The organism is Micromonospora sp. NPDC127501 (assembly GCF_040302185.1).
GTDB lineage: Bacteria > Actinomycetota > Actinomycetes > Mycobacteriales > Micromonosporaceae > Micromonospora.
In genome coordinates this window covers 215,553-238,724 of sequence record NZ_JBEORJ010000009.1, presented here as the reverse complement: position 1 = coordinate 238,724, position 23,172 = coordinate 215,553, and the positions used below count along the sequence as shown (strand labels likewise).

The window sequence follows — 23,172 nt, the reverse complement described above, 5'->3', positions numbered from 1 at the left end:
AGGCCCACGAATCGGGCAGGACTGCACTTCTCTAACAGCCTAAGCGAGTCGACGTAGTCCGATCGGTCAGTTGGTCATGAGCGTTCGGTCGAGAGTTGGTGGGACGCGCCGCCCTCGGCCTTCGCCAGCAGGTCACGGAACCGGGCCGCGCCACTCGCCGGAGAGGACCAACCGGAGGACATCTCGACGAGTCGGGTCTCCGGTCGCTCCAACCAGGACAGGATCCGCTCGGACTCCTCGGCGGTGGCGGCCGGCACCGGACCGTGCCCGCCCGACACCGTCTCGGCGGTGGCCCGGATCGTGGTCAACGTGGGACGCGGGTGCACACCCGGCGGGGACACCCCCGCGCCGGCCAGTCGGCCGTGCCGGACCAGCGCCAACTCCCAGCCGCCCCGGGCGGCCGGCCGGGCCGCGGCCAACTCGACGATCCCGGTCAGCGCGGCCAGCCGCTGCATCCGCACGGTGGCCCGCAGCACGGCGGCCAGCCGGGACCGCACCACGGCGGCCTCCTCGTAGCGCTGATCGCGGGAGAGCACGTCGATCCGCGCGAGCAGGGCGTCCACCACCGGCTGGGGGTCGCTGGCCGTCGCGGTACGGAAGGGCGCGGCGGCGCTGTCGTCGTACTCCTCGGGGGTGATCTTGTGTTCGCAGGGCGCCGGGCAACGACCCAGCTCGGCCAGCGCGCAGGCCGGCGTGACGGTGCGCAGCGAGAGCCGGTGCGTGCACTGGCGCAGTGGCACCGCGTCGTGGAAACCGGCGGCCGCCAGCTCGGCGGCCCGCCGGGAGGTGAACGGCCCGAGGTACGCGGTGTCGGTGGGGGAGAGGTCGCGGACGATCGACAGCCGAGGGTACGGACCGTCGGTCAGCTTGAGCCAGACCATTCGTTCCGGGTATTTGGACCGGCGGTTGTACGGAGGGGCGTGCGCGGCGATCAACCGCAGCTCACGGACCTCGGCCTCCAACGAGTGGGCGCACTCCACCGCCTCGACCCGCTCGGCCGCGCCCAGCATCTCGGAGATCCGGGCACGCTTCTCGCCCGCGGTGAAGTAGCTGCGCACCCGGGTGGCGATGTCGACCGAGGTGCCCACGTAGAGCGGCCGGTCGTCGGCGGCCCGGAAGATGTAGACCCCCGGCACCTTGGGCAACCCCTCGGCCAGGTGCCGTTTGCGGCGCTGGGTCGGGGTGACCGCGCGGGCGAACTCGATGGCGTCGCCGATCGTGTCCACCCGGTGCCCGCCGAGCCGACCGATCAACCCGTGCAGCACGTCGACGGTGGCCTTCGCGTCGTCCAACGCCCGGTGGGTGGGCTGGGTGGCGGTGCGGAAGTAGGCGGCCAGGGTGCCCAGCTTGCGGTTGGGCACCTCGTCGCGGGTCAGCACCCGGCGGGCGAGCGCCGCCGTGTCCAGGACCCGGGGGTTGGGCCAGCGATAGCCGTGCCTGGCGCAGGCGGCCTTGAGGAAGCCCACGTCGTACGGGGCGTTGTGGGCCACCAGCACCGCGTCGTCGATGAACTCCAGGAAGCTCGGCAGCACCTGCTCGATCGGCGGCGCCGGCACCAGCATGGCCTGGGTGATGCCGGTCAGCACGGTGATGAACGGCGGAATCGGCTGGCCCGGGTTGACCAGGGTCGCCAGCACCCCCAACTGCTCGCCACCGCGCACCTTGACCGCGCCGATCTCGGTGATGCCGCCGCCGTCCGGCGCGCCGCCGGTGGTCTCCAGGTCGACCACCACGAACGTCGTCGCGTAGAGCGGCAGCGCCGGGTCCACCCCGCCCACCGCCGGGTCGAGACCGGCCAGTGACTCCTGGACGTACTCCGCCTGTGCCATCGGCGGCACGCTAGCGCCCCGGTCCGACACTCCCGTCGCAGCCGTCCCATCCGTCACCATGGGGCTAGGATGAGAGATCGGCTCACTCACCGGGCGGTGGGCCCGGTCGCGGTGGGAGACTTGCCACATGCCCCTCACCGAGCCGTACGACGACCACCTCCCGCAGGAGGATCCGGTCGCGCTCGACGGTGCTGTGGGCAACCCGGACGACAACGTAGTCAACGACACATCGGGCGCATCGGACCAGACGGCGACGGGCGACGGCCCCGCCGCCGAGCCGGAGCCGACCCTGCCCGAGCCGGTCCGGCAGCGGATCGTGACGCTGACCGCCGCAGTGCTGCCCACCCTCCCCACCGACGAGGTCCCGGTGCCGTTGCGCCGGGTGGCCAAGTTCGCCCCCAACCGACGCGCCCGGCTCGGCGCGCCGGTCATCGCCGCCCAGCTCACCGCCGACCCGCTGTTCCGGCAGCGGGTCACCGCGCGGGTCCTGAGCGACGCCGGTGACCTCGGTGCGGCAGTGGTCGAGGGCACCGCGCCGGCCGCTGCTGACCCGGTCGAGGTGGCCGCGCTGGCCTACCTGGCCCGGCCCCGTGGCTGGCGGGAGCTGATCGACGCCAGCGGGGCGGCCGTGCGCGCCGAGGCGGACAGCGCCGTCGTCGCCGAGTTGGTCCGCGAGGCCGAGCAGCGCGCCACCCGGGCCGAGCACGATCGCGCGGTGGCCCGGGTCGAGGCCGAGAAGCTCCGCGACGAGCTGGCCCGCGTCCGCGAGGAGCTGGGTCAGCTCCGCGAGGAGTCCCGCCAGGTGGCCCGCACCCTGCGGGAGACCCAGGCCCGCGAACGGAAGGCCACCGAGCTGTTGGCCACCGAGCGCGGTCGGGCCGCCCGCGCCAGCGCCGACGTGGACGCCGAACTCCGCCGCGCCCGGGCCCGGCTGGCCGAGGCCGAGGCCGCCGCCGGGGTGGCCCGGGCCAGCGCCAAGGAGGCGCGCTCGGTCGACGACGCCCGGCTCTGGCTGCTCCTGGAGACCATCGGCCAGGCCGCCGTCGGGCTGCGCCGGGAGCTGGCGCTCGACCCGGTGGACAAACTCCCCGCCGACTTCGTCGCCGACGCGTTCGCCGAGCAGCCGGGCACCGCCCCGCCCGGCCCTGCCGCCCGCGCCCGCGACACCGACGACCCGGCCCGGCTCGACCAGTTGCTCGCCCTGCCCCGGGCGCACCTCGTGGTGGACGGCTACAACGTCACCAAGCGTGGCTTCGGCGAGATGTCCCTGGAGCAGCAGCGCAAACGCCTGATCACCGGCCTGGGCGGGATCGCCGCGCAGACCGGCGACGAGGTCACAGTGGTCTTCGACGGCGCCGAGCGGATGCACGGGCTGCCGCCCGCGCCGCGCGGCGTACGGGTGCTCTTCTCCCGCAAGGGTGAGACCGCCGACGAGCTGATCCGGCGACTGGTCCGTGCCGAGCCGGCGGGCCGGCCGGTGGTCGTGGTCTCGTCGGACCGCGAGGTCGCCGACGGGGTACGCCGGCACGGCGCGTACCCGCTGGGCGCGGACTCGCTGCTACGGCGGCTCGCCCGCTCCTGACCGCGGCGGGCCGACACGTCGACGGGTCGGGCCCCGGCCAGGTTGGCGAGCCCGGCCGGCGCGCCACGCGTCGCACTGTGCCTCAACCCGTCCCACCCCGGCGCTAGCATCGCCGCGACCGCCGAGGGATGGGAGTCGCCATGGCACAGGACGACGTCAAGGTCTTCGTCGACCGGGACCTGCGAGGCGCCCGGTTCAACAGGTCGACGCTGGCCGGTGCGGTGATGCGCGGCGTCGATGTGGATGCTCTGGACATCGACGCGCCGTGGCTGAACGAGGGCACCTTCCTGATCAACGGCGTCGATGTCGTACCGCTGGTCGAGGCCGAGCTCAACCGACGATTTCCCGGGCGCGACCTCCGGCAGGCCACGAATCCGGACGACCTCCGTGTGGCGTGGGCGGCACTCGAACGGGCCTGGGCGGCGGCGGTCGACCGGGCTGTGTCCATGTCCGAGGGTGCTGTCGACGTCTCGGTCGACGGGGAGTGGTCGTTCGCGCAGACGCTGCGCCACCTCGCGTTCGCCGCCGACACCTGGTTGGGCAAGGCGATCCTGCGCCTGCCGCAGCCCTTCCACCCGCTCGGGCAACCCCATGCCGAGTACGAGACCGACGGCTTCGACATGTCGATCTTCGCCGTCGAGCAGCCGACGTTCGCCGAGACCCTGGACCTGCGGGCCGAGCGGCAGGCGATGGTGCGCGACTTTCTCGCAGCCGTCACGCCGGACCTGCTCGCCGAGACTCGGCCCGCTGCCTGGTGGCCCGAGAAGCAGGTGTCAGTCCTGCACTGCCTTCACGTCATCTTCGACGAGGAGTGGCAGCACCTCCGCTTCGCCCTGCGTGACCTCGACGCGCAGGGCTGAGACCTCGCCCAACGGCTGCTCGGCGCTCGGGCACTTCGGCGCTCGGCCGGTCGGGCGGTCGCCAGTCAGGTGGTCGGTAGTCGCCGGGCCAGCTCACGACGCAGTGCGTCGGGGCCCGGCCTCATCCAGGAGAGCCGGACGACCAGCTCATAGGGGCCGCGTCCGGGAGTCGACCACTGTCCGGGTCGCATGGGCGGCCGCGTCTGCTGCGGGTCCAGTGGTCTGACCACCAGCCGCGGATCCAGGCGGCCTCGGACCCGGGCGCTGGTCATGTTGACCCAGTCGATGCTGAGGCCGGTCCCGTTCGGTCCGGTCAGGTGCAGCGTCTCGTCGGTCAACCGCAGCGGCAGACGGGGCTGACGGCGTAGCTGCCAGTTGGTGGTCAGCGCGACGACGACGCCGATCAGGCCGAACCGCAGGAGCGCCTGCCACCAGGGCTCGTCGAACAGCGCCGCGTAGGCAGCCAGGAGAGCCGCAGCCCCCAGCACAGCGAGGACCTTGGCGAGGCGATGTCGGCGCGGGGAGTACCGGAAGTCCACGACGGACGAAGCATCGACGTCGGCCACCGTCGCCCAGTGCCCGGGTGGCCGGTCGGCCAAACGATGGCCTCCTTCGCTTGATCGACACGACTTCCTTGATGTCGGGGGTTCCGGCCGGGTGGGATACCCCGATATCGCTGATCTGGAGTGGATCTAGCCCTGAAAGGGGCGGTCGGACGGGGTTCCTGTCGTACCCGGTGGTTAGTGTCGATGTCACCGACGGTGCTCGGCCGGCGACGACAGGAGTCGCCCGGGGGCCGCGAGCCGATCAGGAGGAACGATGCTCATCGACTGCGACGGGTGCGCGAAGCGGGCCGACGGCTGTTCCGGCTGCCCGCTGACCGCCCTGTTCGACGAGACGTCCCCGGCGGCCGGGTTGGTCGCCGCCGAGGTCGAGGCCATCGAGGTGCTCGCCCGTGCCGGCTTCGACGTGGAGGTGCTGGCCGCGCCCGCGCGCCCGGAGGCAGCTCGCCGTCGTGCCACCCGCCGCGTCGCCTGAGTGCGACACCGCGCCCGGAAGCGGGCTTCTCGCGGCCCATAGGATGAGCGGTCACGGCGGGAGGAGCGGCGCGATGGGCGGGGAACAACGGGCGGTGACGCGGTGACCCCGCGCGGCTGGGCGGTGCTGACCCTGGCCGGGCTGACCATCGCGCTGGTCGTGCTGGCCGCGCTGCTCATCCCGTGGCACCGCCCGCCGGCACCCCGGGCCGACCAGCTCGCCGCGCTGGGCGACCTGCCGGCGGAGCAGGTGGCCAAGGGGCGGGAGTTCCGGGCCGCGCTGCGTCCCGGCGGCTATGCCGCGCTCGCCGTTGCGCTGCTGATCGCCCTCGCGCTCGGGTTGACCCCGCTGGGCAGTCGCCTGGTCGAGCTGGTGGGCCGGCCGTTCGGTGGGCACTGGGCAGCACAGGCTGTGCTCGGCGGGCTTGCGGTGGTGCTCGTCGCCGACCTGGTGACGCTCCCGTTCGCCGCCTGGCGGCAGAGTGTGCTCACCCGCTACGGGTTGAGCACCAACGGCTGGAGCGGCTGGGCGGTCGACCTGCTCAAGTCGTACGCCGTCAGCGCGGTGATCGGCGCGGTGGCGCTGTTCGGCTTCTACGCGGTCATCCGGCTCGCGCCACGCTGGTGGTGGGCGTTCGGTGCGGCCGGCGCCGCGGTGCTGGTGGTGCTGCTGTCGTTCGTGCTGCCGGTGCTGGTGGAGCCGGTGTTCAACAGGTTCACCCCGATGGAGCAGGGCCCGTTGCGCACCGAGCTGATGAGCATGGCCGCCCGCGACGGGGTGCCGGTGCGTGACGTGCTGGTCGCCGATGCCTCCCGGCGCACCAGGGCGGTCAACGCGTACGTCTCCGGTCTCGGGCCGACCCGACGGGTGGTCGTCTACGACACGCTGCTGCGCGAGGCGACCCCGGCCGAGGTGACCGCCGTCGTGGCACACGAGTTGGGGCACGCGAAGGACTCCGACGTGGCGGCCGGCACGCTGACCGGGGCGCTGGGCGCCGCGGCCGCCGTGGTGGCGCTCTACCTGCTCGGCTCGTGGGGGCCACTGCTGCGGATGGCCGGTGTCGACTCGGTGGCCCAGCCGCGCGCGTTCCCGCTGCTCGTCGCCCTGGTCACGGTGGCCGGGCTGGTTGCCGCTCCGGTGCAGGCGCTGATGTCCCGACGGGTGGAGGCGCGGGCCGACGCGCACGCGCTCGCGCTCACCAACGACCCGGAGTCCTTCGAGTCGATGCAGCGCCGGCTCGGCTCGGTCAACCTCGGCGACCCCGACCCGCCCCGCTGGGAATACCTCTACTCGGCCTCACATCCGTCCACCGTGGAGCGGATGGCCGCCGCCCGCGCGTACGCCCGGGAGGTCGGCCGATGAGCCGTACCCTGCTGATCACCAATGACTTCCCGCCCCGCCCGGGTGGGATCCAGTCGTTCGTGCACAACCTCGCGGTCCGTCAACCGGCCGGCTCGGTGGTCGTCTACGCGTCGAGCTGGCGCGGAGCCGCGAAGTTCGACGCCGACCAGCCGTTCGAGGTGATCCGGGAGCGCACCCGGGTGTTGCTGCCCACCCCGTTGATCGCCCGCAGGGCGGCCCGGTTGGCTCGCGCGTACGACTGCGACACGGTGTGGTTCGGCGCGGCGGCCCCGTTGGGCCTGCTCGCGGCCGGCCTGCGGAGGCGCGCCGGCATCCACCGGGTGGTGGCGCAGACCCATGGCCACGAGATCGGTTGGGCGGCGGTGCCGGCCGCCCGGCCGGCACTGCGGCGCATCGGTCGGGGTGTGGACGTGACCACCTATCTCGGCGAGTACACCCGCAGCCGGTTGGCCCGGGTACTGGACGGGGTGACCGACCTGCGCCGTCTCGCGCCCGGGGTCGACGTGGACACCTACCACCCGAGCGTGGACGGTGAACAGGTCCGGGCCCGGCTCGGGTTGACCGACCGGCCGGTGGTCGTCTGTGTGTCCCGGCTGGTGCCGCGCAAGGGCCAGGACACCCTGATCCGGGCCCTACCGGAGATCCGCCGCCGGGTGCCCGACGCGGCGCTGCTGATCGTCGGTGGCGGGCCGTACCGGGCGACCCTGGAGAAGCTGGCCCGCCAGACCGGTGTGGAACGGGATGTGGTGTTCACCGGCACGGTGCCGTCGGTCGAGTTGCCGGCGCACTACGCGGCCGGCGACGTCTACGCGATGCCGTGCCGCACCCGCAACCGTGGCCTCGACGTCGAAGGGCTGGGCATCGTCTACCTGGAGGCGTCCGCGGCCGGGCTGCCGGTGGTGGCCGGTGACTCCGGGGGCGCACCGGACGCGGTCCGGGAGGGGGAGACCGGCTACGTCGTGCGCGGTCGGGACGTCACCCAGCTCGCCGACCGGGTCGCCCGGCTGCTCGCCGACCGGGACCTGGCCCGTCAGCTGGGCGCGGCTGGCCGGGCGTGGGTGGAACGGGAGTGGCGCTGGGAGGCGCAGGCGGAACGCATGGCGGCACTGCTCGCCGGCTGATCGCCGCCCCCGTTCAGCTCTCCCGGGTGGGCGCGTAGCGCGGCACGTACTCCTGGCCGGTGAGCTGCTGGATCGCCGCCATCACCTCGTCGGTGACCGTTCGGATGTCACGCGGCCCGTTGATCCGCTCGGCGACCGGGATCGGCGGACCGAACCGCAGGGTGATCGGGTGTCGACGGGGCAGCCGCGCGTCGACCGGCAGCACCTCGGCGGTGCCGAGCACGCCGACCGGGATGATCGGCACCCCGGCGTCGCGGGCCAGCCGGGTCATCCCGACCCGGCCCCGGTAGAGCCGCCCGTCCGGCGAGCGGGTGCCCTCCGGGTAGACGGCGACCAGGCCGCCGGCGCGCAGCACCGGGACGGCGGCGTCGAGGGCGCGCAGGGCGGCCCGGCCGTCGGCGCGGTCCACCGGGATGGCACCCATGCCGGCGACGATCCGCCGGTTGAGCCAGCCGCCCGGACCCCGGCCGTTGAAGTACTCGACCTTCGCCCAGAAGGTGACGTGTCGGGGCGTCGAGCTGACGAGAAACAACTCGTCGGCGACGGACAGGTGATTGCCGGCGAGGATCGCGCCGCCGTGTCGGGGCAGATGCTCCAGCCCTTCCACCCGGGGCTGCCAGCCAAACCGCAGCACGGTGCCGACGGCCAGCTTGGTGACGTCGTACAGCAGGGGCACGTGTCCTCCGGGGTCGGGTTTCAGGCGGGTGCCGGGCCGAGGTGGGCGTCCAACGCGGCGCGCAGCAGGGCGTCGTCGTCGGTGGCGCCGGTGGCCAGCGGCAGGCTGCCCCAGGCCCAGAGTTGGGCGATGCCGTGCAGGTTCGCCCATAGCGCGCCGGCCAGCACCGCCGCGGGCGCGTCGGTGGGCCGGCGTGCCTGCGCCACCAGGTCGGCCAGCACGGCGAACAGCGGCAGGCTCGTCTCGCGCAGCCGAAGCCGGCCGCTGTCCAACAGGTCGTGGCGGAACATCAGCTCGAACATGCCGCGGTGGGCCGCCGCGAAGTCCAGGTACGTCCGGGCCAACGCGGTCAATCGGGTACGCGGGTCCGGATCGGCGTCACGCAACGTTCGCTCGACCCGGGCGGTGAGGTCGGCGAAGCCCTCCCGGGCGATGGCGGAGAGCAGGTCGACGTGGGTGGGGAAGTAGCGGCGCGGTGCGCCGTGCGAGACCCCGGCACGGCGGGCGATCTCTCGCAGCGACACCGCGGACTGGCCCTCGCGCAGCACCAGGTCCACCCCGACGGCCACCAACCGCGCTCGTAGCCCCGTCTCGTCCGCGTCCATAGACACTGTCTACCAGTCGTCGTAGACGGTGTCTACCTTCGGTGCCGGATCTCTCCGGCGCGATCTGTCGTTCGTCGACGCAGGCTCAATCCCGTTGCCGCCGGCGCTGCCCGTGGTGCCGGGTGTCTGGATGAACGTTTCCTCGACCTGGCCGCGGAACCCTGGCCCGCTCAGCCGAGTGGTTGGGGCGGGGTGGTTCAGCGGATGCGGGCCAGGATGCGATCGGCGGGGGCCGGCCGGCCGAAGTGCCAGCCCTGGGCTGCGTCGCAGCCGATCGCCCGTAGCCGCTCGGCCTGCCCGGCGGTCTCCACCCCTTCGGCGGTGACGGTCAGGTCCAGCGCGTGCGCCAGCGAGACCAGGGAGGCGAGGATCCGCTCGTCGGTGCGGCCGACGGAGGGCGAACGCAGGCCGGCCACGAACTCCCCGGCCACCTTCAGTTCGGTCACCGGCAGGTCCCGCAGGTACGCCAGGTTGCTGTAGCCGGTGCCGAAGTCGTCGATGGCGATGCGCACCCCGAGATCGGCAAGGACCCGCAGGGCGCGGACCGGCTCCTCGGCGGTGCTCATCATCGTGCTCTCGGTGATCTCCAGTTGGAGTCGCTCCGGTGGCAGGCCGGTCTGCCGCAGCAGCGCGCGGACCTCCTGCACCAAACCGGGCCGGTGCACCTGCCGTACCGCAAGGTTGACGCTGACGAAGGGCGCGGCGGCACCCCCGGTCGACCACGCCTCGGCCTCGCGGCACGCCTCGGCCAACACCCAACCGCCCAGCTGGACGATCAGGCCGGTCTCCTCGGCCAACCCGATGAAGCTGTCCGGGCGCAGCACCCCCAACTCGGGGTGCCGCCAGCGGACCAGCGCCTCCACGCCGACCAGGCTGCCGTCGCGCAGCGAGGTCAGCGGCTGGTAGTCGAGGTAGAACTCGCCCCGCTCCAACGCCGCCGGGATGGCCGCGGAGAGCGCGTAGCGGGCCAGCTCACGTTGGTTGCGCTCGGCGTCGTAGAGCGACCAGCGCGCCCCACCGGCGGACTTCGCCCAGTGCAGGGTGCTGTCAGCGGCCCGCATCAGGTCCGTGGGGTTGGCCCCGGCCACCTGGCGCTCGACGATGCCGATGCTCGCCGAGATCTGCAGCTCGTGCCCGTCGACCAGGGCCGGTGTGCGTACCGCGGCGAGCGCGGTCTCGGCCACCGCCACCATGTCGTCGGTGCCGGCGGTGTGTTCCACCAGGATGACGAACTCGTCGCCGCCGAGCCGGGCCACCAGGTGCTCACCCATGGCCTTGCGCAGCCGCTCGGCCACCGTGGCCAGCAGCAGGTCACCGATCTGATGCCCCAGGGTGTCGTTGACCACCTTGAAGCGGTCCAGGTCCAGGAAGCACACCCCGACCCGCTGCGCGCCCCGGCCCGGCTCGTTGAGCGCGGCGGTGAGCCGTTCGGTGAACAGCGTCCGGTTGGGCAGGCCGGTGAGCGGGTCGTGGGTGGCCTGATGCCGGAACCGGGCCTCGCTGGCCCGCAGCGCCCGCTCGGCCTGGGTGCGGGCCCGCATCGCGGCGCGACGTATCGACTCCTGCTCGTCGAGCGTCCGGTCGCGCAGCGCACGGGCGTAGCCGGTCGCCACGGCCGCCAGCAGCCGGGCCATCCGGTCCTCGACGTCCTCGGCCACCAACCCCAGGTCGCGTACCAGGCGGAGCTGGATGACCTCGACGGTACGACCCAGCCCCTCGGCGGAAGCGATGTGCGCGGCGACGAGCTCGGCGCCGACCCGGTGCCCGGCACGCAGGTCGAACGGCTCGGTGAGCAACGCCCCGGCCAGTTGCCCGGTGAGCCGGTCCAGCAGGGACTCCAACTGGGCCTGGGTCATCGGCAGGTAGCTGGTGCCGGAGACCGCCTTGGCCCAGGCCCGGGCGAACGTCCCCGGGCAGGGGGTCGCCCCGGGCGACTCAGTCACCGAGGCGCCCGACGCCGCCCATGAAGACCGCGCGCTCGGCGTCCTCCGCGCTCTCCGGAGTGTCCGGTCGCCACTCGGGCACCCAGACCACGCCGGGGTCGAGCAGCTCGAAGCCGTCGAAGAGCGCGGTCAGCTCGGCACGGCTGCGCACCCACAGCGGGTTGTCGGTGCGCCGGTAGACCCGCTCCGCCTCGGCGCGTTCGTCCTCGCTGCGCCCGTCGTCGCTGGCCTGTGACAGCACCAGGTAGCTGCCGGGCGCCAACGCGTCCCGCAGCGTCCGCAGCAGCTCCGCCGGCCGGTCGTCGTCGGAGACGAAGTGCAGGACGGCCACGACCATCACGGCCACCGGTTGGCTCAGGTCGAGCAGCTTGCGGACGTCCGGATGGGCCAGGATCGCCTCCGGGTTGCGCAGGTCCTCCTGCACGATCGCGGCCTGCTCGTTGCCGGCGAGGATCTCGCGGCTGTGCGCCACCGCCACCGGGTCGACGTCCACATAGACCACTCGCGACTGCGGGTCGAGCTGCTGGGCGATCTCGTGCACGTTGCCGACGGTCGGGATGCCCGAACCGATGTCCAGGAACTGCCGGATCCCGGCGTCGGCGAGGTGGTGCACGGCCCGGCGCAGGAACGCCCGGTTGGCCTGGGCCATCAACGGCGCCTCGGGCACCGCGGCGACCATCGCCTGCGCCGCTGCCCGGTCGGCGGCGAAGTTGTGTGAGCCGCCGAGGTAGTAGTCGTACATCCGCGCGACGCTCGGGCGCTCGATGTCGATGGTGTCGGGTGCCCAGTCCGGCCGCTGCATGCGTTTCACCCCTCGAATCCGCGACGCGAGCATCGTCGCCCGCGCGGGTATTGTGCACCCGCCACGCACGCCAGACCATAGCGCGCCGAAGGTTGCCCGCCGACGTCGGTCGATGCGCGACGGTCCGCGCCAGGGAGAAGCTGGCGCGGACCGTCGGTCGCGTCGTCCCGCTCGACGAGCGGGAGGCAGGTCAGAACTTTGGCGCGTCCGGTGCCTCGAGCAGGCCCAGCCGGAGCGCGGTCATCAGGGCCTGAGCCCGGTTGGCCGCGCCGAGCTTCTCGTAGAGCTTCGAGATGTGCGTCTTCGCCGTGGACTCGCTGACGAACAGCTGCTTGGCGATGCCCGCCACGCTCATCCCGTCGGCGAGCAGCCGCAGCACCTGCCCCTCCCGGGGAGACAACTGCGGACCGGACGGGGCGAGCCGGCGCTTCATCGCCTCGGCCAGGTCGGCCGCGGTGAAGGCGCTGGGGGAGGAGGCGGCGTGCCGTGCGGCGGCCACCACCTCGTCGGCCGGCGCGGTCTTCGGCACGAAGGCGCTCGCACCGGCCTCCAGGGCGCCGAAGAGCTGGTCGTCGCCGGCGTACATGGTCAGCACCACGATGCCCATCGACGCGCTGGACTTACGCAGTGCGCGGGTGGCCTCCAGGCCGCTGCCGTCGGGCAGCCGCAGATCCATGATCACCACGTCCGGCTGCAAGGCGCCGGCCTGGCGTACCCCCTCCGCCGCCGTGGCCGCCTCACCGACGACCTCGAACTGGCGGTCGCGCTCGAAGGCGTGCCGCAAACCCTTGCGAATCAGGTCATGATCGTCGACAAGGAGGACCTTGGTACGGGTGGCCGGTATCGGACTTGTGGTCATCCTCGGGTTACTCCCCTTCTGGTGCTGCGCTGCCGCGCACGTTATCGCGCCGGGCCGAGGTGCCGAGAACCACCGCCACGGTCGTGCCGCTGGGTTGCCGCGGCCTGATCTCCAACCGGCCCCGGATACGTTCCGCCCTCTCGGCCATGATCGCAAGACCGTACCGCCCGTCCGGGCGCTGGTCAGCCATCCCCTGACCGTCATCCGACACTTCTATTTGCGCGTACGGGGGGTCGACCTCACAGGTGACCCACAAATTCGACGCCCCGGCGTGCTTGCGCGCGTTGGTCACCGCCTCCTGCGCGATGCGCAGCAACTCGGCCTCGGTGGCGGCCGGCAGCCGGGCTGTGGACTCGTCCAGCGAGAGGTGCACCCGCAGCCCGCCGGACGCGCCCACGGTGCGCGCGTACTCGGCGATCGCCGCAGCCAACCCGCCCTGCCGGTCCACCTCGCTGCGCAGCTCGAAGAGGCTCAGCCGCAGCTCCTGGATCACCCGGGTCACCTCGCCGCGCAGCGTACGCAGGGCCTCGGCGGTCTCGTCGGCGTCGTCGAAGACGGTGGCCAGGGCGTTGTCGATGCCGTAGCCGACCATCACCAGCTCCTGGGCGACCCCGTCGTGGATCTCCCGGGCCAACCGCTGCCGCTCCTCGTTGGTGGCCAGTGAGCGCACCTCGTCGAAGAGCAGCGCCGCCTCCAGCCGCAGCGCGGCCGGGCGGGTCAGCGCGGTCACCCGGGACACCACCGGCGGCGGGTACGCGTGCGCGGCGTCGGCCTCCAGCACCACCAGCCCCACCGTGCGCACCCCGGCGACCAGCGGAATGATCAGCGCGGACACGTCGCCGCCGCGGTGCGAACGGGACTGTGACCGGGCGGCCGTGGTGGCCTGCTGGGTGGCCCAGGCGTCGGCGATCGCGGAGTCCGCGTCCAGCGTCGTCTCCCAGTCGACCCGGTCGACGCCGGCCTGGGCGAGCACCACGAGGCGGCCTCCGCCGCTGGCCGACAGCACCGCGCCCCGGTCCGCGCGGGCCACCGTGCGCAGCTCCTCCAGCAGGTGCTCGGAGATGCCGCCCGGGTCCAGGGTCGCCCCGGGCAGCTGCCGGGCCACCGTCCGCAGCTGGGTCAGCAGGCGGGTGGCCTCGGCGTACGGCTGAGGTTTGCCCTCACCACGGACCGCCATCACCCGGTGCAGCGTGCCGGCGGCGTAGAGCCCCAGCGCCGCCAGGATCAGCCACTGCGCGCAGACCGCGAGATAACCGAGCTGGCCGAGCTGGAGACCACCGTCGACCCGGGTCAGCGCGCCGCTGAGCAGCAGGGTGGCGGCGGTGACCACGAGCAGCGCGGCGCCCTCCGGGAAGCGGCGGCGCAGCGCGGTGACGGTCACCGGGACCGCCAGGTAGGGCAGCACCGCCGACGCGCCCAGGCCGTCCACCGTGCCGCCGATGGACGCCACCGCGGCGACGTGGCTCGCGGCCAGCCCCAGCACCACCACCTCGGCCACCCGGCTCAGCGGGCCGACCAGCCGGTGCTGCGGTGCCAGCAGCGACGGCAGCCCGGCCACCGCCAGCAGCGCGATCCACCACAGCTGGGTGACGTCGCGGGTGGCGAACAGGGTCAGGATGGCGATCAGCGCCAGCATCACCACGCGGGCGGCCGCGGCGAGGGGATGCGGGTGCGGGGCGGTGGCTGTGGATGCGGGCACGTGACGGATGGTAGTCAGCCTCGGTAGATATCGGCGATCTCCGCCGCGTACGTCTTGTGGACAACCTGGCGCTTGACCTTGAGCGACGGGGTCAGCTCGCCGGTCGCCTCGGTGAAGTCGTGGGGCAGGACCCGGAACACCTTGATCGCCTCGGCCTTCGACACGGCCTGGTTCGCGGCGTCGACCGCGGCCTGGATCTCCTTGCGGAGGCCCTCGTGCTCGCGCAGCTGCTCGACAGGGGTGTCGAGGGGCATCCCGGCGTTCTCCAGCCAGGACGGCAGCGCCTCCTCGTCGATGGTGACCAGCGCCGCGATGAACGGCTTGGCGTCACCGACCACGACGCACTGGCTGATCAACGGGTGCGCACGGACCAGGTCCTCGAGCACCGCCGGGGCGACGTTCTTGCCGCCGGCGGTGACGATCAGCTCCTTCTTGCGGCCGGTGATGCTCAGGTAGCCGTCGGAGTCGAGCTGGCCCAGGTCGCCGGTGCGGAACCAGCCGTCGGAGCTGATCGTCTCGGCCGTCGCGGTCTCGTTGCGCCAGTAACCCTGGAAGACCAACTCGCCGGAGATCAGGATCTCGCCGTCGTCCTCGATCCGCACGGTCACGCCGGGCAGTGGACGGCCGACGCTGCCCATCCGGGTGCCGCCGGGCAGGTTCGCGGCGGCGGCGGGCGAGGTCTCCGTGAGGCCGTAGCCCTCCAGGACCGTCACGCCGATGCCCCGGAAGAAGTGGCCGAGCCGGGCGCCGAGTGGCGCGCCGCCGGAGATCGCGTCCCGGCAGCGTCCGCCGAGCGCGGCGCGCAGCTTGCGGTAGACCAGCCGGTCGAAGACCACGTGCTGGGCGCGAAGCGCCAGGCCCGGGCCGCCCGGGGTCTCCAGCGCCTCGCTGTACGCGATGGCGACCTGCTCGGCGCGGGCGAAGACGCCGCCCTTGCCGTCCGCCTCGGCCTTCTGCTTGGCGGCGTTGTAGACCTTCTCGAACACCCGGGGTACGGAGAGCACGAAGGTCGGCCGGAACGCCTGTAGCTCGGCGACCAGGTTCTTGGTGTCGGCGCAGTGCGCCATGGTGGCTCGCGCCTGCACGACGCCGATCTGGATGAGTCGGGCGAAGGCGTGCGCCAGCGGGAGGAAGAGCAGGGTGCTCGCGCCGGCGTTGAACAGGTTCGGCAGCACCGGCACCGCGTTGGCGATGTCGGCGTACATGTTGCGGTGGGTGAGCACGCAGCCCTTGGGCCGGCCGGTGGTGCCGCTGGTGTAGATGATCGTGGCCAGGTCGCCGGCGCGGACGGCCTTGCGTCGCCGCTCGACCTCGGCCAGCTCGACAGTGGTGCCGGTGGTGACCAGCTCGTCGACCCCGCCGCTGTCGATCTCCCAGACCCGGCCCAGCTCGGGCAGCCGGTGCCGGACACCGGCGATCAGGGCGGCGTGCGCCTCGCTCTCCACCACGACGGCGACCGCGTTGGAGTCCTCGAGGATCCACGCGGCCTGCTCGGCGCTGGACGTCTCGTAGATCGGCACGGTCACCGCGCCGACGGCCCAGATGGCGTAGTCGAGCAGCGTCCACTCGTAGCGGGTGCGGCTCATCAGCCCGACCCGGGCACCGGGCTCGATGCCGGCGGCGATCAGCCCGCGGGCCACGGCGGCCACCTCGTCGCGGAACTGGAGGCAGGTCACCTCGGTCCACTCCGTGACGGTGCCGTCGGTGCGCGGGGTGGGTCGGGCGAACTGGACGGTGTCGGGCGCGACTTCGGCGTTGTCCCAGACCGGATCGGTGAGGTTGGCCGCGTCGCCAACGGTGACGATCGGCGGGACGGAGAACTCGCGCACCTGCACTCCTTCGTGCTCGCACTGGTTGGGCCGGCCGCCGCCGTGGCGTCGGCATGTGTCGAAACCTACCCGGCGGGCGGTCGGGGTGAGACAACCAGGAGGCAGGTAGCCTCCCCCCATGGCGGACTCCTCCACCCAGTCGATCATCATCGGCGCCGCACCGGATCGGGTGACGGCGGTCATCTGCGACTTCGCGCGCTACCCGGAGTGGACCGACGCGGTACGTCGCGCCGAGGTCATCGAGGAGTACGAGGACGGCTACGCCAGTCAGGTGCATTTCACCATCGACGCCGGGGTGATGGCCGACGAGTACGTGCTCGCCTACGAGTACGCCGAGGACCTGTCCCGGATCGAGTGGCACCTGGTCGCCCCCTCGAAGATGCAGAAGGCCCAGCGTGGTTCGTACGACCTGGTGGGTAACCCGGACGGCAGCACGACGGTGACCTACACGCTGGAGGTCGACCTGTCGGTCGGCATGCTCGGGATGTTTCGGCGCAAAGCCGAAAAGATGATCATGGACACCGCGTTGAAGCAGCTCAAGCGCCGGGTAGAAGCAGCCGGTGCGGCGCAGTGACGTGTCCGGTGGCACGGTAGAGGAGCCGACGGTGGGCGGAACGGATCCGGGTTCGGCCCGGGAAGAGGCGGAGCGGCTGGTCGCCACCCTGCTGGCAGGGGCGCGACTGGCCTCCGCCGGCTCGGCGGGCGGGGCGTTCGGCTCGTTGGGCGGGATGCTGTCCGGTGTCCTCGGTCACAGCGCGGGCCCGGACGCCCGCTCCGGCACCGGTGGTGCTTTCGCCACCGGTTCGGCCGAATGCTGCGTCTGCCCGGTCTGTCGGGGCATCGCCGCGTTGCGGGACCCGAGTCCGGAATTCGCCGAACGGCTCGCGACCGGCGCCGGTGACCTCGCCGCGGGCGTCGCCAGCCTGCTCCGCGCGTTCTCCCCGCCGGAACCGTCCGCGCCGAGCCCCACCGCGCCGGCCGCCGAGCCGACCACCCCGCCCGCGCCGGCACCCGCCGCGAGCACCGACGACGTGCTCCCCGAGCCACCGCCGGGCGCCCCGCCCACCGCTACCGTCGACGACCACGTGTGGCGCGATGCCACCCGTACCGGGCATGATTCTCAGCCGGCGCCGGAGCGGGATGTCTGGTCGGTCGCCACCCGGACGGCGGACCCACTCGCCCCGGCCGCCGTACCACCCGTCGACGAGGCCGGGACGGCGACCGTACCGGCACCGACCACCCGTCCCGTGGTGCCCGCCTCGCGGGTGCCCGATGACGCCGACGCGGAAGCATCGGGCGACGGCGCCTGAGCGCGGGACCTTCCGACCCGGACCGGCAGTGGGCCGGAACCTGGGCCGGACAGCACAGCAGAGGGGGGCGGTAGCGGTGACGCTGACCATCGGAGTCGACGTCGGTGGCACGAAGGTGGCCGGCGGTGTCGTGGACGACACCGGCACGGTCCTCGTGCAGACCCGACGGGACACTCCCGCCGATGACGTGGCCAAGACCCGCGACGTCATCATCGAGTTGGTCGGCGAGCTGGCTGCCGGGCGGACCGTCGAGGCCGTCGGCATCGGCGCGGCCGGTTGGATCGACGCCAGCCGTTCGACGGTGCTCTTCGCTCCCAACCTGGCCTGGCGTGACGAACCGTTGCGCGAGTACGTCAGCGAGGCCGTCGGGCTGCCGGTGATCGTGGAGAACGACGGGAACGTCGCCGCGTGGGCCGAGTTCCGCTACGGCGCGGCCCGCGACGCCGACGACTCGATGATCATGTTCACCATCGGCACCGGTGTGGGCGGCGGCATCGTCCTCGGTGGCGACCTGATGCGCGGCGCGCACGGCATCGCCGCGGAGCTGGGCCACATGCTGGCCGTGCCGGACGGGCACCAGTGCGGCTGCGGCCGGCTGGGCTGCATCGAGCAGTACGCCAGCGGCAGCGCCCTGGTCCGGTTCGCCCGAGCCGGCGCCCGCCAGGAACCCAACCGGGCCACCGCCCTGCTGAAGCTGGCCGGCGGTGAGGCCGAGGCGATCACCGGCCCGATGGTGACCGCCGCCGCGCAGGGTGGCGACCCGGTCTCCGCCGAGGCGTTCGCCCAGATCGGTCGGTGGCTGGGCACCAGCCTCGCCGACATGGCGCAGATCCTCGACCCGCAGACCCTGGTGGTCGGCGGCGGCGTGATCGACGCCGGTGACCTGCTGCTCGGTCCCACCCGCCGCTCGTACCTCGACGCGCTCGCCCAGCGCGGTCGCCTGCCGGTGGCCGAGGTGCTCCCGGCGGAGCTGGGCAACAGCGCCGGGGTGATCGGCGCCGCCGACCTGGCCCGCTGGATCTGAGGCGGTCCGGGATGGGTGTGCCGCTGCGCGTGGTGTCGTACAACGTCCACAGCCAGCGCGACGACACCGCCGCGCTGGCGGCGGTGGTCCGGGCGGCGACGCCGGACGTGGTGATCGTGCAGGAGGGGCCGCGCCGGTTCCGGTGGCGGCAGAAGTCCGCCACGTTGGCCGAGTCGTTCGGCCTGGTGGTGGCCGCCGGTGGGCTGCCCGCCCTGGGCAACCTGCTCCTGACCAGCCTGCGGGTCCAGGTGCTCGGCACCCGCTGCCAGCGCTTCCCGCTGACCCCCGGCCGGCACCTGCGCGGCGCCGCGTACGCCGACTGCCGCGTCGGTGACGCCCGGTTCACCCTCGCCGGCTCGCACCTGTCCACCGACCCGGCCGAACGGCCCTCCCAGGCCACCGAGTTCAAGCGTGGCCTGGACGCGGCGACCAGCCCGGTGCTGGCCGGGGCGGACCTCAACGAAGGGCCGGACGGGCCCGCCTGGGCCACCGTGTCGCGGGGGTTGACCGACGCGGCGGTGGCGGCCGACCGGGCCGAGCGACTCACCTACTCCTGCGCCGACCCGCGCCGACGCATCGACGCGCTCTTCGTCGACCCGCGGATCACCGTGGTCGACTACGACGTGGTGGACACCCCGCAGACCCGCCGGGCCAGTGACCACTTCCCGGTCCTGGTCGACCTGCTGCTGCCCGCCACCGACTGACCCCCGACCCCGGCTCGACCGTCGGCGCATCCGGGTCAGGACTGGACATCCGGCCCGGTTGTGGAGAGGATTTCGCGGCGACCGGCACGCCTGCCGTACCAAAAGGAGATCCCCCCGGTGTCCACCTCCACCGACCACGGCCGGCCCGACCCGGAGGCGACCTCGCCCGCGGCGAACAGCGACCGCCGCCCGGTCTCCGACCGTGGCGACACCGTCTGCGTCATCGGGGCCGGGGCCAGCGGCCTGACGGCCATCAAGAACCTGCGTGAGCACGGGTTCGGCGTCGACTGCTACGAGCGGGAGACGGGCGTCGGCGGCGCCTGGAACTGGCGGCACGACCGCAGCCCGGTGTACGCCAGCACCCACCTGATCTCGTCGAAGCCGTTCACCCAGTTCCCCGACTTCCCGATGCCGGACTCCTGGCCGGACTACCCGCACCACAGTCAGCTGCTGTCCTACTTCGAGCGGTACGCCGACCACTTCGACCTGCGTTCGCACATCTGGTTCGGCACCGAGGTCATCCGGGTCGAGCCCGTCGAGGGGGACCGGTGGGGCGTGACCACCCGCTCCACCGGCGGGTACGGCCCCGAGCGCACCGCCCGGTACGCCGCCGTGGTGATTGCCAACGGCCACAACTGGTCGCCGAAGCTGCCCCGCTACGAGGGCCTCGAACAGTTCCGCGGCGAGATCATGCACGCCTCGTCCTACAAGGACCCGGCGCAGCTGCGCGGCAAGCGGGTGCTGGTGGTCGGCGCCGGCAACACCGGCTGCGACATCGCCGTCGAGGCCGCCCAGCAGGCGTCGCGCTGCTGGCACTCCACCCGCCGGGGCTACTGGTACGCGCCGAAGTACGTGCTCGGTCGCCCCGCCGACCAGGTCAACGACAGCCTGTTGGCGCTGCGGGTGCCGCTACGGGTGCGGCAGTGGCTCTACCACTGGACGCTGCGGCTGACCGTCGGCGACCTGACCCGCTTCGGCCTGCCCAAGCCCGACCACCGGGTGTACGAGACGCACCCGATCGCGAACAGCCAGCTCGTCTACTACGTGGGCCACGGCGGGATCGGCCCGGTGCCGGACGTCGCCCGGTTCCACCCGTACGCCGTGGAGTTGGCCGACGGGCGCGAGATCGACCCCGAGGTGGTCGTCTTCGCCACCGGTTACCTGCCGCGCTTCGAGTTCCTCGACGCGTCGGTCTTCGGTGACAGCGCGGGCGCGGGGCGGCCGACGCTGTGGCTCAACGCGTTCACCCCGGGGCATCCGACCCTGGCCGTCGCCGGCCTGCTGCAACCGGACTCCGGGCTGTTCACCCTGTCGCACTGGCAGACGGTGCTCTTCGCCCGGCTGCTACAGGCCCGTCGGGACCGGCCGGAACGGGCCACGGCGTTCGCGTCTCGGGTGCGGGACCGGGCGGGGGAGCGGTACTCCGGGCCGGTCAAGGACAGCAGCCGGCACTGGTTCGAGGTCGGGCACGCCGACTATCTGCGCGCCATCCAACGCGCCCTGGTCGAGCTGGAGGGCAAGTGAGCGCGAAGAGTGAGCTTGCGAGCCCCGCAGTCGCGAACGAAAGGCTGGCACGGTGAGCGCGAGTAGCGAGCTGCGGATCATGCGGGGCCGGGAGTGGTCGCGGCCGGTCCGGCCAGCCCGGCGGGAGGTGCTCAGCGCCGTCCCCGAGCTGGAGGAGGGGCGTCCGCCGCTGCTGTTCGTACCCGGGTTCGGGCATGGCGCGTGGGCGTTCGCCGAGCACTGGTTGGGTCACGTGGCGTCGCGGGGATTCCCGGCGTACGCGGTGAGCCTGCGCGGGCACGGTGGCAGCGAGCCGGCACCGGAGGCGACGCTGCGGGCGTACGCCCACGACGTGGTCCAGGTGGCCGCGAGCCTGCCGCGGCAGGCGGTGCTGGTGGGGCACGGCGCCGGGGCCCTGGTGGTGGCACACGCGTTGGCCCGCTACCCGGCGCGGGGCGCGGTGCTGGTGGCGCCGGTCTTCGGCGGCTGGGGAGTGCTGGGCGCGGCGTTGCGCCGCAACCCCGCGGGTACGTTGCCGGCGGTGTTCGGCGGGCCGTTGCGGCTCAACCGGGGCCAGTTGTTCAGCCGCGAGTTGCCCGACGAGGAGGCCCGGCGGTATGTCGGACGCCTCGGTCGGGCGGGTCGGCGGGCGCAGTGGGCGCTGCTGGGTGAGCCGGAGGCCGAGCCGGCCGTGGGCGCGCCCCCGGTGTTGGTGCTGGGCAGCCCGGACGACCGGGTGGTGCCGGCGTCGACGTTGACCCGGGTGGCCCGCCGGTACGGGTCGGCCCCGCTGCTCTTTCCCGGGATGGGCCACGACCTGATGCTGGACGCGCGGTGGGCGGAGCCGATCGACGCGATCCTGGACTGGCTGGAGAAGGAGCCGGTTACGCACTGAGCGGCCAGGCCGCCGGCGGTCAGCCGCCGGCCTGGTGGACGCCCGGGCTGCCGGCCGGGGTGGCCGGCCGGGGCACCCGAGCGGCGCCGTCGGAGACGGTGTCGGTGCTGGTCAGGCGACTGATCAGGCCGCCGCCCTCGTCCAGGGCACGCAGGTAGGAGCGGGCCCAGGCCCGGATGTCGTGCTGGTGCAGGTGGGCGCGCATGGCCCGCATCCGCTGGGTGGTGTCGGCCGGGTCGGCCCGCAGCGCCGCGCGCAGGCCCTGCTTGAGCCCTTCCAGGTCGTGCGGGTTGACCAGGTACGCCTGGGACAGCTCGGCGGCGGTGCCGGCGAACTCGCTGAGCAGCAGTGCGCCCGTGTCGTCGACCCGCGCGGCCACGTACTCCTTGGCGACCAGGTTCATTCCGTCGCGCAGCGGGGTCACCGCCATCACGTCGGCGACCCGGTAGAGCGCGGCCAGCTCGGCCCGGTCGAAGGGCTGGGTGAGGTAGTGGATCGCCGGCTCACCGACCCGGCCGAACTCGCCGTTGATCCGGCCGACCTCGCGTTCGATGCGCTCGCGCAGGATCTGGTACTGGCCGACGCGTTCCCGGCTCGGCATGGCGACCTGCACCAGCACCGTGTCACGGACCTTGACGTCGCCGCTGGCGAGCAACTCGCTGTACGCCTTGAGGCGCTGCTCGATGCCCTTGGTGTAGTCCATCCGGTCCACGCTGAGGACGACCTGCCGGGGATCGCCGAGGTCCTGACGGAGCCGGTGGGCCCGGGCGGCCACGTCCGGGCGGTCGGCGAGCGCTGCCATCTCGGCGGTGTCGATGGAGACCGGGAAGGCGCCGATGCGGACGACCCGGTCGTCGATGCCGATCCGCCGGTCGGTGGCCGGCAGCTCCAGCACCCTGGTCACCAACTGGGCGAAGTTGTGCGCGGCCTGCACCCGCTGGAAGCCGACCAGGTCGGCGCCGAGCATGCCGCGCAGCAACTCGGCCCGGCGGGGCAGTTGCATGAACAGCTCCGGCGGCGGGAATGGCACGTGCAGGAAGAATCCGATGCGCAGGTCCGGGCGGAGCGCGCGCAGCAGGCCGGGGACCAGTTGCAGGTGGTAATCCTGCACCCAGACCACTCCACCCGGCTCGGCCACCTCCGCGGTCGCCTCGGCGAAGCGCTGGTTGACCCGCTGGTACGCCTCCCACCAGCGGCGGTGGTGTTGCGGCTGCTCCACGGAGTCGTGGTAGAGCGGCCAGAGGGTGGCGTTGGCGAACCCCTCGTAGTGGTCGCGCAGGTCTTCCGAGCTGAGCGCGACGGTGTGCATCCGCACGCCGTCCACGTCCGGCAGGGCGGGGGCCGGCCCGGTGCCACCGGCCCAGCCGACCCAGGTCGCCGGGGTGTGCCGCAGGAGCGGGTGCAGTGCGCTGACCAACCCGCCTGGGCTGCGCCGCCACTCGCAGGCCCCGTCGGGGGCCTGATTGTCGTCGATGGGGAGGCGGTTGGCCACCACCACGAGAGAACTCTGTCGCATCTCGGGCATTCCGAT

Annotated in this window: 21 protein-coding genes; 11 read left to right on the top strand and 10 right to left on the bottom strand. The window is 73.1% G+C overall.

Features of this window, described 5'->3' with window-relative positions:
- Positions 1–74: 74 nt before the first annotated feature.
- Positions 75–1,829 carry a DEDD exonuclease domain-containing protein gene (locus tag ABTW72_RS21715; protein WP_350861318.1) on the bottom strand — a complete coding sequence of 585 codons (1,755 nt, stop codon included), beginning with the start codon at positions 1,827–1,829 and terminating at the stop codon, positions 75–77.
- A 127-nt stretch (positions 1,830–1,956) separates the two neighbouring features.
- Here ABTW72_RS21715 and ABTW72_RS21710 point away from each other — a divergent pair, with 127 nt between their 5' ends.
- Complete coding sequence (locus ABTW72_RS21710) at positions 1,957–3,411, top strand: NYN domain-containing protein (RefSeq protein WP_350861316.1); 1,455 nt, start codon at positions 1,957–1,959, stop codon at positions 3,409–3,411.
- A 140-nt stretch (positions 3,412–3,551) separates the two neighbouring features.
- Positions 3,552–4,271, top strand: a complete 720-nt coding sequence (locus ABTW72_RS21705; RefSeq protein ID WP_350861314.1) for a DinB family protein — start codon at positions 3,552–3,554, stop codon at positions 4,269–4,271.
- A gap of 65 nt (positions 4,272–4,336) precedes the next feature.
- On the opposite strand, the gene ABTW72_RS21700 is transcribed toward ABTW72_RS21705, so the two are convergent.
- Positions 4,337–4,870, bottom strand: coding sequence for a hypothetical protein (locus tag ABTW72_RS21700; RefSeq protein ID WP_350861312.1), 534 nt, complete (start codon positions 4,868–4,870; stop codon positions 4,337–4,339).
- A 220-nt stretch (positions 4,871–5,090) separates the two neighbouring features.
- On the opposite strand from ABTW72_RS21700, the gene ABTW72_RS21695 reads away from it, so the two are divergent.
- The 3 genes from ABTW72_RS21695 (at position 5,091) to ABTW72_RS21685 (ending at position 7,792) form a co-directional block, all read left to right on the top strand.
- A complete protein-coding gene (locus tag ABTW72_RS21695; protein ID WP_091407537.1) occupies positions 5,091–5,309 on the top strand; it encodes a hypothetical protein in 219 nt (72 codons plus the stop codon).
- Positions 5,310–5,411: 102 nt separating this feature from the next.
- Positions 5,412–6,671 carry a M48 family metalloprotease gene (locus ABTW72_RS21690; protein ID WP_350861310.1) on the top strand — a complete coding sequence of 420 codons (1,260 nt, stop codon included), beginning with the start codon at positions 5,412–5,414 and terminating at the stop codon, positions 6,669–6,671.
- Positions 6,668–7,792, top strand: coding sequence for a glycosyltransferase family 4 protein (locus tag ABTW72_RS21685; protein WP_350861308.1), 1,125 nt, complete (start codon positions 6,668–6,670; stop codon positions 7,790–7,792). Before ABTW72_RS21690 ends, ABTW72_RS21685 begins: the two co-directional genes overlap by 4 nt.
- A gap of 13 nt (positions 7,793–7,805) precedes the next feature.
- On the opposite strand, the gene ABTW72_RS21680 is transcribed toward ABTW72_RS21685, so the two are convergent.
- The 7 genes from ABTW72_RS21680 to ABTW72_RS21650 form a co-directional block, all read right to left on the bottom strand.
- Entirely contained in the window at positions 7,806–8,468 is a 663-nt protein-coding gene (locus ABTW72_RS21680; RefSeq protein ID WP_350861306.1) for a lysophospholipid acyltransferase family protein, read from the bottom strand.
- A 20-nt stretch (positions 8,469–8,488) separates the two neighbouring features.
- Positions 8,489–9,073: a TetR/AcrR family transcriptional regulator gene (locus ABTW72_RS21675; protein ID WP_350861304.1), complete on the bottom strand. Its 585-nt coding sequence runs from the start codon at positions 9,071–9,073 to the stop codon at positions 8,489–8,491.
- Between the two features lie 197 nt (positions 9,074–9,270).
- Positions 9,271–10,929 (bottom strand): putative bifunctional diguanylate cyclase/phosphodiesterase, encoded by a 1,659-nt coding sequence (locus ABTW72_RS21670; protein ID WP_350861398.1) that lies wholly within the window; start codon positions 10,927–10,929, stop codon positions 9,271–9,273.
- 79 nt (positions 10,930–11,008) lie between these two features.
- The gene (locus ABTW72_RS21665) at positions 11,009–11,818 is read right to left on the bottom strand and encodes an SAM-dependent methyltransferase (protein WP_350861302.1); all 810 of its coding nucleotides are present in this window, start codon (positions 11,816–11,818) and stop codon (positions 11,009–11,011) included.
- 190 nt (positions 11,819–12,008) lie between these two features.
- Complete coding sequence (locus ABTW72_RS21660; protein WP_030337723.1) at positions 12,009–12,677, bottom strand: response regulator transcription factor; 669 nt, start codon at positions 12,675–12,677, stop codon at positions 12,009–12,011.
- A 7-nt stretch (positions 12,678–12,684) separates the two neighbouring features.
- Positions 12,685–14,376: a sensor histidine kinase gene (locus ABTW72_RS21655; RefSeq protein WP_112582795.1), complete on the bottom strand. Its 1,692-nt coding sequence runs from the start codon at positions 14,374–14,376 to the stop codon at positions 12,685–12,687.
- A 14-nt stretch (positions 14,377–14,390) separates the two neighbouring features.
- Positions 14,391–16,205: an AMP-dependent synthetase/ligase gene (locus ABTW72_RS21650; protein WP_350861300.1), complete on the bottom strand. Its 1,815-nt coding sequence runs from the start codon at positions 16,203–16,205 to the stop codon at positions 14,391–14,393.
- Positions 16,206–16,323: 118 nt separating this feature from the next.
- Between ABTW72_RS21650 and ABTW72_RS21645 the strand changes: the two genes are divergently transcribed.
- The 6 genes from ABTW72_RS21645 (at position 16,324) to ABTW72_RS21620 (ending at position 21,641) form a co-directional block, all read left to right on the top strand.
- Positions 16,324–16,779, top strand: coding sequence for an SRPBCC family protein (locus ABTW72_RS21645; protein ID WP_350861298.1), 456 nt, complete (start codon positions 16,324–16,326; stop codon positions 16,777–16,779).
- Positions 16,780–16,810: 31 nt separating this feature from the next.
- Positions 16,811–17,515 (top strand): hypothetical protein, encoded by a 705-nt coding sequence (locus ABTW72_RS21640; protein ID WP_350861296.1) that lies wholly within the window; start codon positions 16,811–16,813, stop codon positions 17,513–17,515.
- Positions 17,516–17,591: 76 nt separating this feature from the next.
- Positions 17,592–18,539 (top strand): ROK family glucokinase, encoded by a 948-nt coding sequence (locus ABTW72_RS21635; protein ID WP_350861294.1) that lies wholly within the window; start codon positions 17,592–17,594, stop codon positions 18,537–18,539.
- 11 nt (positions 18,540–18,550) lie between these two features.
- Complete coding sequence (locus ABTW72_RS21630; protein ID WP_112624266.1) at positions 18,551–19,243, top strand: endonuclease/exonuclease/phosphatase family protein; 693 nt, start codon at positions 18,551–18,553, stop codon at positions 19,241–19,243.
- 117 nt (positions 19,244–19,360) lie between these two features.
- Positions 19,361–20,767, top strand: a complete 1,407-nt coding sequence (locus ABTW72_RS21625) for a flavin-containing monooxygenase (RefSeq protein ID WP_350861292.1) — start codon at positions 19,361–19,363, stop codon at positions 20,765–20,767.
- Between the two features lie 79 nt (positions 20,768–20,846).
- Positions 20,847–21,641 (top strand): alpha/beta hydrolase, encoded by a 795-nt coding sequence (locus ABTW72_RS21620; RefSeq protein WP_350861396.1) that lies wholly within the window; start codon positions 20,847–20,849, stop codon positions 21,639–21,641.
- Between the two features lie 19 nt (positions 21,642–21,660).
- Here ABTW72_RS21620 and ABTW72_RS21615 read toward each other — a convergent pair whose 3' ends face one another.
- Entirely contained in the window at positions 21,661–23,157 is a 1,497-nt protein-coding gene (locus tag ABTW72_RS21615) for an alpha,alpha-trehalose-phosphate synthase (UDP-forming) (protein WP_258401511.1), read from the bottom strand.
- Positions 23,158–23,172 lie beyond the last annotated feature (15 nt).

What these genes read in the sequence shown, in the direction of transcription:
- ABTW72_RS21715 (WP_350861318.1), bottom strand. Translation starts at nt 1,829, where the DNA reads ATGGCACAGGCGGAGTACGTCCAGGAGTCACTGGCCGGTCTCGACCCG.
- ABTW72_RS21710 (WP_350861316.1), top strand. Translation starts at nt 1,957, where the DNA reads ATGCCCCTCACCGAGCCGTACGACGACCACCTCCCGCAGGAGGATCCG.
- ABTW72_RS21705 (WP_350861314.1), top strand. Translation starts at nt 3,552, where the DNA reads ATGGCACAGGACGACGTCAAGGTCTTCGTCGACCGGGACCTGCGAGGC.
- ABTW72_RS21695 (WP_091407537.1), top strand. Translation starts at nt 5,091, where the DNA reads ATGCTCATCGACTGCGACGGGTGCGCGAAGCGGGCCGACGGCTGTTCC.
- ABTW72_RS21685 (WP_350861308.1), top strand. Translation starts at nt 6,668, where the DNA reads ATGAGCCGTACCCTGCTGATCACCAATGACTTCCCGCCCCGCCCGGGT.
- ABTW72_RS21675 (WP_350861304.1), bottom strand. Translation starts at nt 9,073, where the DNA reads ATGGACGCGGACGAGACGGGGCTACGAGCGCGGTTGGTGGCCGTCGGG.
- ABTW72_RS21670 (WP_350861398.1), bottom strand. Translation starts at nt 10,929, where the DNA reads ATGACCCAGGCCCAGTTGGAGTCCCTGCTGGACCGGCTCACCGGGCAA.
- ABTW72_RS21665 (WP_350861302.1), bottom strand. Translation starts at nt 11,818, where the DNA reads ATGCAGCGGCCGGACTGGGCACCCGACACCATCGACATCGAGCGCCCG.
- ABTW72_RS21660 (WP_030337723.1), bottom strand. Translation starts at nt 12,677, where the DNA reads ATGACCACAAGTCCGATACCGGCCACCCGTACCAAGGTCCTCCTTGTC.
- ABTW72_RS21645 (WP_350861298.1), top strand. Translation starts at nt 16,324, where the DNA reads ATGGCGGACTCCTCCACCCAGTCGATCATCATCGGCGCCGCACCGGAT.
- ABTW72_RS21630 (WP_112624266.1), top strand. Translation starts at nt 18,551, where the DNA reads ATGGGTGTGCCGCTGCGCGTGGTGTCGTACAACGTCCACAGCCAGCGC.
- ABTW72_RS21620 (WP_350861396.1), top strand. Translation starts at nt 20,847, where the DNA reads ATGCGGGGCCGGGAGTGGTCGCGGCCGGTCCGGCCAGCCCGGCGGGAG.
- ABTW72_RS21615 (WP_258401511.1), bottom strand. Translation starts at nt 23,157, where the DNA reads ATGCGACAGAGTTCTCTCGTGGTGGTGGCCAACCGCCTCCCCATCGAC.